This window comes from Halolamina salina, from assembly GCF_042678005.1.
Taxonomy (GTDB): Archaea; Halobacteriota; Halobacteria; order Halobacteriales; family Haloferacaceae; genus Halolamina; species Halolamina salina.
On record NZ_JBHUDH010000140.1, the window covers coordinates 2,013 to 9,408 of the forward strand.

The following is a 7,396-nucleotide window of genomic DNA, read 5'->3' on the forward strand; positions in this document are numbered from 1 at the left end:
CACCGCGGTCGGCCTGCTGGCGATCGTCGCCGCGGTCGTGTTCCTCTCGGTCGGCCAGCCCCACACTGACGCGCTGACGCTGTCGGGCGACGTCGTCGTCGTCGCGCTCGGCACCGTACTGACCGCGGCCGTCTGGCTGCTCACGCTCGACTCGACGGTGCTGTTCGGCTTCCCCGCCGAGTACGCGTGGATCGAGAACCACCGCTGGGCCGTGCTCGCCGGGGCGGTCGTCCTCACGGCGGCCTCGGGCCTGCAAGCCCGGACGGCGCTGTGACCGACTGGCCGCCCGTCGACCTGACCGACGCCGCGGCGGTCGCCGAGCGCCGCGACGCGGTCGTCGAGGCCGTCCGCGACCACGCCGGGCGGATCGCCTACGAACTCGCGCTGCTGGAGGGCGGCGACTACGGCCGCGTCGAGTTCGAGACCGACGGCGGTACGTGGACCGTCAAGTACGAGGCCGGCGATCTGGAGTTCCTCCTGTTCGACCCCGACAGCGGCTCGGAGGTGTACGTCGTCTCCACCAAGCGCCAGCCCGAACCCGGCGCGCTCGCGACGGCACTCGCAGACTACCCGGCGTTCGTCCGGGCGTTCAACGACCACGTCAGGGCCGCCGAGGAGCAGTTGGAGAATGCCCCGACCGAGTTCCCGGAGCCCGCGAGTACCGAGGAGGCCGTGAACGAGCGCCGGCGTGTCCTCGACCGCGTGGAGGAAATCTGCGACGAGATCGCAGGCCAGCTCCACCGCCTCGAAGGCGGGGAGTACGGCACCTACGAGAGCCGGATCGACGGCCAGCGGTGGGAGCTCAACTGGGACCGCGACGGCGTCTCCTACCTCCGGATCGGCGGCAGCGACGGCGTCTACCTGCTCTCCCAGTACGCGCCGCCGGAAGCCAGCGATATCCGCCGGTACGTCCCGCAGTTCCCCGCGTTCGTCGAGGCGTACAACGAGTCGGTCGCCGATCGGACCGAGACGCTCTCGCGGGTCGAGTTCTGAGTCGTGTCGAACGCGCCGCCGGCGTCGGGATGTACGACCCGAAAGGGCCTTAAGTCGCACCGCGCTACGTTTTGGTGGACTAGGTCGGGCGGTTAGGCCCCGCTCGCAACCCCCGAGATAGTCTTCAGGGGGGACCGAACCCCGGGCGCGTCCGGTCAGACCGGCACGGGCCTCGGGAGCCGACGTGGAAGCCTCGTCCGCCGGGGACAGCGGTCCGCGACGCTCGCCCGCAGGGGCGATCCGCCGCGGTTGGTCGACGGCACTGGGTCAGGCGCGGAAGCGAGCAGCCCACCGTCGGACGCCCGTCGCTCGTCGGGTCGCGGGGTGGAGGAGGCAACCGAGACTCCCCGTGTCGGAACGCCGGGCAATCCCGGACGTCCGCCATTCATTCCGTTCTCAGTTCGCGAGCCGACGGCTCGGCGACCGAGACGTTCGAAAAATTCCGCAATGTGCGAACCGTCTGAGACGTTCGGACCGCTCAGGCTCGCTTGTACTGATCCGGCCACTCCGGCGCGTTGTCGGCGTCGAGTTCGCGGCCGGCGTGGAGCGTGAAGTACGGGTCCCGGAGGTGCTCGCGGGCCAGTAGCACCGCGTCGGCGCGCTCGTTGCCCACCAGCGCCTCGGCGTGAGTCGCGTCGGTGATGCCGCCGACGGTGCCGACTGCGATCTCGTCACTGCCCGCATCCAGTGCGTCGCCGGAGAGCGTCTGCCCGTCCTCAGCCAGCACCTCGCGGATGGTCTCGGCGTACTGGGCCTGATAGCCCGGACCGGCCCGCGGGATCTGCTGGTCGGGGTGGATGCCGCCCGAGGAGACGTCGAGGACGTCGACGCCGAGTTCGGCGAGATCGCCGGCGAGGCGGGCCGACTGGGCAACGTCCCACGACTCCCGGTCGGGGAGCCAGTCGGTCGCGGAGATGCGCACGAAGATCGGCTTCTCGTCCGGCCAGACCGAACGGACGCGCTCACAGACCTCCCGCAGCAGCTTCGTCCGGCCCTCGAAGTCGCCGCCGTACTCGTCGTCGCGGTCGTTGGAGACCGGCGAGAGGAACTCGTGGAGCAGGTAGCCGTGGGCGGCGTGGATCTCGGGCACCTCGAAGCCGGCGTCGAGCGCGTACTCCGCGGCCTGCTCGAAGGAGTCGATCACGTCGTCGATGTCGTCCTGATCCATGCGCTCGGTCGGCGCCGTGTTCTCCTCGTCGCGGGGGTAGGGCTTCTCCGAGGGACCCTTGGGGGTCCAGCCGCCCTCGTCCGGTTTGACGAGGCGGGGACCGTCCTCCCACGGGCGACGGGTGCTGGCCTTCCGACCGGCGTGGGCGAGCTGGATCGCCGGGACGCTGCCCTGCTCGCGGATGAACTCGGCGGTCGGGGCGAGCGCGTCGGCGTGCTCCTGACTCCAGAGCCCGAGGTCCTCCGGCGAGATGCGCCCGCGGGGTTCGACGGCCGTCGCCTCGGCGATCACGACGCCGGCGCCGCCGACGGCGCGGCTGCCGAGGTGGACGTGGTGCCACTCGGTCGCCAGCCCGTCGCGGTCGTCACAGGAGTACTGGCACATCGGCGACACCATCACGCGGTTCGGGATCGTCGTCTCACGCAGCGTGAGCGGTTCGAACAGTTCGGCGTTCACAGCGGACGTTCGGTAGGGTGGGAAAAGGCGCTGTCGACCGATGTACGGATTGCCGATTTCGCGGTCGCCGCTCTCCGTTCCGGTGGTCCGTGCCGGCTTCGGGAGCTTTTCACAGCCACCGCGGGGAGAGAGCGCATGGCACTCTCGACGTCCGAGATCATGGAGATCAGTCTCGACCTCGTCGGCTGGGACGAGGTGCCGGCCGACAGCGGGGTTCACGTCCCCGCCGACGCCGTCGAAACCGCGCTCGTGGGGATCGACCTCGAGTCGCCGGAGATCCAGTTGGCCCACCGCGAGGGGTACGACCTCGTGCTCGCCCACCACCCGCCCGGCGGCGACCCGCGGGTGAACTTCGCGCCCGTACTCGACAAGCAGATCGAGTTCATGACCGACCACGGCGTCCCCGAAGAACGAGCCGAGGAGGCCGCGTCGTCGATCATCTCGGGGATGGAGCACGCCGGCCACAGCGCGAACTACCGCCACGACCCCAGTATCGCCGAGCACCTCGACCAGCCGTACATGAACGTCCACCTCGCACCGGACGAACTCGGCCGCCGGCGGTTCCGCGAAGTCGCCGACGACCTCGCCGACGACGCGACCGTCGACGCGTTCGCGGACGCGCTGGGCGAGATCCCAGAGATCGACGAGGCGATCACCGACGTGGAACTGCGCCTCGGCGAGCGCGAGAACGACCTCGGCGAGGTGGCGATCCACCACGCCGCCGGCACCAACGGCGGCAGCGACGTGGCCAGCGCCTACTTCGACAACGGCGTCGACACGGTGCTGTACATCCACGTCGGCGCGGGCGACACGGCCGAACTCAAAGAGGAGTACGGCGGCGAGGGGAAGAACCTCGTCGTCACCGGCCACATCGCCAGCGACGCGATCGGGATGAACGAGTTCATCGACGCGCTGGAGGAGGAAGGGCTGGAGTGCGACACGGTGTCGGGCTGCGGCATCGGCCGGTAGGCAGTCAGACAGTTCGGCTGCCGAATCGGTAGCTGGATGGGGGAGTCGTCCGACTGTGAGCGTATGCCCGAGGAGTTCACGCCGGAAGCGTACTACGACGAGTACGGCGAGCGCGAGTGGGACCGGCTCGACCGCGACCTCTACGGCGAACTGGAACACGACGAGACGTGGAACTATCTCGACCGCCACCTCCCCGAGTCGGGACGCGTCCTCGACGCCGGCGGCGGCGCTGGCCGGTACAGCGTCGAACTCGCCGATCGAGGGTACGAGGTGACGCTCGTCGACCGGAGCAGCGAGCAGGTCGCGCTCGCCCGGGAGAACGCCGCCGAACACGGTGTCGCGGACGCGGTGACAGCCCGGACCGGCGACGTGCGTGACCTCGATGCCGAAGCCGACAGCTTCGACGCGACGCTCTGTCTGGGCGGCCCGCTCTCGCACGTCCTCGACGCCGGAGAACGGGAGACTGCGGCCGCGGAGCTCCAGCGAGTCACTGACCCGGGTGGCCCGGTGTTCGTCTCGGTAATGGGCCGGCTGGCCGCGCTCCAGACCATCGCCCGGATGGCGGGCCGGGTCGATCCGGCGGCCGACGAAACCGAGATACTGCCCCGGCTCGCTCGGACCGGCGACTACGACGCCGACCTGCTCGAGGCGTTCGACCTCGAGCCGTCCGGGCCGCCGATGCATCTGTTCCGAGCCGACGAACTGCGCGAACTCCTCCAGCGCGCCGGATTGACGGTCCACACCCTGACCGGGCTGGAGAGCGTCGCCTCCCAGCGCCGGGACGAGTTCGACGCGCTCGGCGACGACCACCGCGAGGCGATCCGGGGGACCGTCGCGGCGCTGCGCGGCGACCCCGGCGTCGCCGACCTCTCGGGGCATATGCTCGCGGTGGCGAGCGCGTGATCCGCCGCCGGGCGTACCATTATACGTCCGGCTGAAGTACCCCGTGGCGTGACTGGGGGAACGAACGGGGACGACGAACGCAGCCCGGAGGACGCCGCGTTCCTGCGGGCGATCCGGGAGATCGAGGACTCGTCCGATGGGGCGGAGACGCCCGCCGAGACTGGAACGGACGAGACAGCCGAGGAGAGCGACCGGATCGCCGAACTGGAAGCGCGGATCGAGCGCTTGGAAGAACAGACGGCGGACGACGCGACCGAATCGGAGTCGGCGACCGACGACCGCGTCGAACTCGCCGAGGAGGTCGCAGCGCTCCGCGAGACGACCGACCGGCTGGAGTCGAGGCTGGACGAGGCGCTCGACGAACTCGACGCCATCCACGAGTCGGAGTACGGCGCACTCGACGAGAAGCGCGAGCAGCAGTTCGAGACCGCGGTGAAGTCGATGGTGGCGTTCCACCAACTGGCGACGGAAGTGCTCGACGTGCGCGTCGAGAACTACGAGCCCGCCGCCGGCCACGCCGACGCCGAGCGCGTCGAGGCCACGCGAGAGCGGATCGTCGACGCGCTGGACGTCGGGCAGAACGACGGCGGTATCGGGCCGACGCTCGAGACGAGCGACGAGGAGTGGCCCGATCCCGAGGAGGCAGCCCGAGAGGGTCGCGTGTTCTCGGGAGGCGACGAACCGGAGACGACCTCCGACGCCCCCGAGTCGGGGGTCTACCCGCCGGTCGGGGAGGACGACGCAGAGAACGAGGGGTCGGGGTCGCTCCCCGAGAGCGTCCGAGCCGACGCCGACATCGTCAAGGAGAGCACCTCCGAAGACGAGCACGCCGCTGAGGCCGACACTGAGGCCCCGTGGCGCCTCACCCGCGTCGATCCCGGCGGCGCTCGCGAGGTTCGTGACGCCGTGCTGGCGTCGGACGCCGGGGGACCCCCAGACGGGGAGGCGTACGCCCGGATCGTCGGCGAGCCGTCGGTCGGTTCCGCGAACGCGCCGGAGGGCGGCAGTCCTGCACCCGTCGACGACGACGATTGAGCGTCACGGCACGCAGTCACCCGGGAGCGATAGCTGTTCCGAGGCGGCCGCCCGAACCCCGGTTTCGCTTCGCTTAACTCCGCGGACCCGCAAGCCGGCGTGTGGACCCGTTCGACGTTCTGGGCGTCGAAACCGACGCCAACGAGTCCGACGTCTCCCGGGCGTACCGGGAGCGCGTGAAGGAGGCCCATCCCGATCAGGGCGGGTCCCGCGAGGCGTTCATGCGGATCCAGCAGGCCTACGCCGCGATCCGGAACGGCAACGTCGAGGTGGCCGAGGACGGCTCGGCGGAGTCGACGGCCGCGACGGAGCCGACCGCGACCCACGATCAGGGGCCGCCGCCGGGCACCGCCCGGATGGAGTATCTCGACTTCGAGGTGCTGTCGGACCACGGCTGGGAGATCGACGACGACGACCTGTTCGAGGCGGCGTCGAACGCCGACCTCGAGCCCGGGGAGTACGGTCGCCTGCTCGTCGACCGCGAGGAGACGCTGCTGGAGGCGGCCGAGCGCTGCGGGTTCGCGTGGCCGTACGCCTGCCGGGGCGGGGCCTGTGCAAACTGTGCGGTGCTGCTGCGCGAGGGCGAGGTCGAGATGGCCGACAGCCACGTCCTACCCGAGGGGATGGTCGAGGAGGGGATCCGGCTCTCCTGCCTCTGTCGCCCGCGAAGCGACGAGCTACAGGTCGTGTACAACGTGAAACACCTCCCGGGGCTGGACGAACTTCGACTCCCGTCCCAACGCTTCTGAGCGGTCGGGATCAGTGCGTTCGCGGTCGACCCGCGAGTTCGGGGTTCGTCCACGCCCACTCTTCGTCCACGTGTTCGAACGCGCGGTTCGGGTCGTCGACGGCCTGTCCGAGCGGTCGGGCGCCGCCGAGATCCGGCCCAACGTCGGTGATGGGGACCGCGGCGACACACCGCGTCCGCGTTGAGTAGTACACCGCCTCGTCGGCGCCCGAGAGCACGCCGATCAGCGTGCGGTTCCCGACGTCGGCATCGTACAGCAGGTCGGCGGTCCGTTTCCGGACGGACACGTCGGGAGTTCGCGGGCGCAGCGCCCGGACGAGCGCGTCGAACGGCGTCGTCGTGCGCGTTCGGGTAGCCATACACCACCGTCGGACGCGCAGGGTAAAGGGAGTGAGCCATCCCCGGAGTGAAAGTGAAGGATACGGCGAAAGTGAACGAGGCGGGCGATTTTCCGGAGCCGTCGCCGCGCGGCCCCGACGCGGAAAGGTGATGTGCCCCCTCGCCCATCGGGCGGGTATGGAGTACGTGGCGTTCGACGAGGCCGAGACGTACGAACCCGACGAGGGGTGGCAGCGCCGCGCCCTCGCCGGCAGCGATCAGTTCACCTTCGAGTGGTTCGAGAAGCCGCCGGGGCACTCCTCGCCGATGCACGACCACGAGAACGAGCAGGTCTGTGTCTGTCTCGAGGGCGAACTCACCGTCCACACCGAGGAGGAGTCGGTGACGCTTTCAAAGAACGACTCGGTCCACCTCGACGCGTGGGAGTCCCACCGCGTCGAGAACGAGACGGACGAGCGCGCCGTCGGACTGGACGTGTTCGCGCCCGGCCGCGGCTTCGAGTTCTGGACCGACCGGGAGTAGTCCGTAACTGACCGGCCGAGGGTCCGTGCGTCGGCTCTCACGGGATCGGACTCACCGACTGCCCCGGGCGTAACGTTCTCGGGTATCGCCGCCCAACGACCAGCCATGGCACAGGAGACTATCTCCGTCGAAGGAATGGCGTGTGGTAGCTGTGAAGAGACGGTCGAGTCCGCGCTCGCGGCGCTGTACGGCGCCGAGTCCGTCGAGGCCGACAACACGACCGACACCGTCGAGATCGAGGGCGAGGCCGACCCCGAGAACGA

Annotated in this window: 10 protein-coding genes and 1 other RNA gene; 9 read left to right on the top strand and 2 right to left on the bottom strand. The window is 70.1% G+C overall.

The features are described from left to right. From ACFR9S_RS12110 to ffs, 3 genes are all read left to right on the top strand, one after another. Window positions 1-274: DUF7548 family protein (locus ACFR9S_RS12110; protein ID WP_459077207.1), on the top strand; the 274-nt coding region annotated here is incomplete at its 5' end. Then, a complete protein-coding gene (locus ACFR9S_RS12115; protein WP_379818770.1) occupies window positions 271-993 on the top strand; it encodes a hypothetical protein in 723 nt (240 codons plus the stop codon). The genes ACFR9S_RS12110 and ACFR9S_RS12115, both read left to right, overlap by 4 nt. 72 nt (window positions 994-1,065) lie before the next feature. Then, an RNA gene (gene ffs / locus ACFR9S_RS12120) (signal recognition particle sRNA) lies at window positions 1,066-1,377 on the top strand. 94 nt (window positions 1,378-1,471) lie between these two features. Here ffs and ACFR9S_RS12125 read toward each other — a convergent pair. Beyond that, entirely contained in the window at window positions 1,472-2,617 is a 1,146-nt protein-coding gene (locus ACFR9S_RS12125; protein WP_379818771.1) for an NADH:flavin oxidoreductase/NADH oxidase, read from the bottom strand. Between the two features lie 135 nt (window positions 2,618-2,752). Here ACFR9S_RS12125 and ACFR9S_RS12130 point away from each other — a divergent pair, with 135 nt between their 5' ends. The 4 genes from ACFR9S_RS12130 to fer all read left to right on the top strand — a co-directional run bounded on the left by ACFR9S_RS12130 (window position 2,753) and on the right by fer (window position 6,273). Beyond that, entirely contained in the window at window positions 2,753-3,586 is an 834-nt protein-coding gene (locus ACFR9S_RS12130; protein WP_379818772.1) for a hypothetical protein, read from the top strand. Window positions 3,587-3,649: 63 nt separating this feature from the next. Next, entirely contained in the window at window positions 3,650-4,489 is an 840-nt protein-coding gene (locus tag ACFR9S_RS12135; protein WP_379731723.1) for a class I SAM-dependent methyltransferase, read from the top strand. A 48-nt stretch (window positions 4,490-4,537) separates the two neighbouring features. Further along, on the top strand, window positions 4,538-5,524 hold the full coding sequence (locus tag ACFR9S_RS12140; protein WP_379731724.1) for a hypothetical protein: 987 nt from the start codon (window positions 4,538-4,540) through the stop codon (window positions 5,522-5,524). A 101-nt stretch (window positions 5,525-5,625) separates the two neighbouring features. Further along, window positions 5,626-6,273: a ferredoxin Fer gene (fer, locus tag ACFR9S_RS12145; RefSeq protein WP_379818773.1), complete on the top strand. Its 648-nt coding sequence runs from the start codon at window positions 5,626-5,628 to the stop codon at window positions 6,271-6,273. A gap of 10 nt (window positions 6,274-6,283) precedes the next feature. Here fer and ACFR9S_RS12150 read toward each other — a convergent pair whose 3' ends face one another. Next, entirely contained in the window at window positions 6,284-6,631 is a 348-nt protein-coding gene (locus ACFR9S_RS12150; protein WP_379731726.1) for a hypothetical protein, read from the bottom strand. 157 nt (window positions 6,632-6,788) lie between these two features. On the opposite strand from ACFR9S_RS12150, the gene ACFR9S_RS12155 reads away from it, so the two are divergent. Together ACFR9S_RS12155 and ACFR9S_RS12160 are read left to right on the top strand one after the other, a co-directional pair. Further along, the gene (locus tag ACFR9S_RS12155; protein WP_379731727.1) at window positions 6,789-7,133 is read left to right on the top strand and encodes a cupin domain-containing protein; all 345 of its coding nucleotides are present in this window, start codon (window positions 6,789-6,791) and stop codon (window positions 7,131-7,133) included. 105 nt (window positions 7,134-7,238) lie between these two features. Next, the coding region (locus ACFR9S_RS12160; protein WP_379818774.1) for a heavy-metal-associated domain-containing protein at window positions 7,239-7,396 on the top strand (158 nt) is incomplete at its 3' end.

Excerpts from the sequence above, each read along its gene's own strand:
- ACFR9S_RS12135 (WP_379731723.1), top strand. The coding sequence starts at position 3,650 with ATGCCCGAGGAGTTCACGCCGGAAGCGTACTACGACGAGTACGGCGAG.
- ACFR9S_RS12150 (WP_379731726.1), bottom strand. The coding sequence starts at position 6,631 with ATGGCTACCCGAACGCGCACGACGACGCCGTTCGACGCGCTCGTCCGG.
- ACFR9S_RS12155 (WP_379731727.1), top strand. The coding sequence starts at position 6,789 with ATGGAGTACGTGGCGTTCGACGAGGCCGAGACGTACGAACCCGACGAG.
- ACFR9S_RS12130 (WP_379818772.1), top strand. The coding sequence starts at position 2,753 with ATGGCACTCTCGACGTCCGAGATCATGGAGATCAGTCTCGACCTCGTC.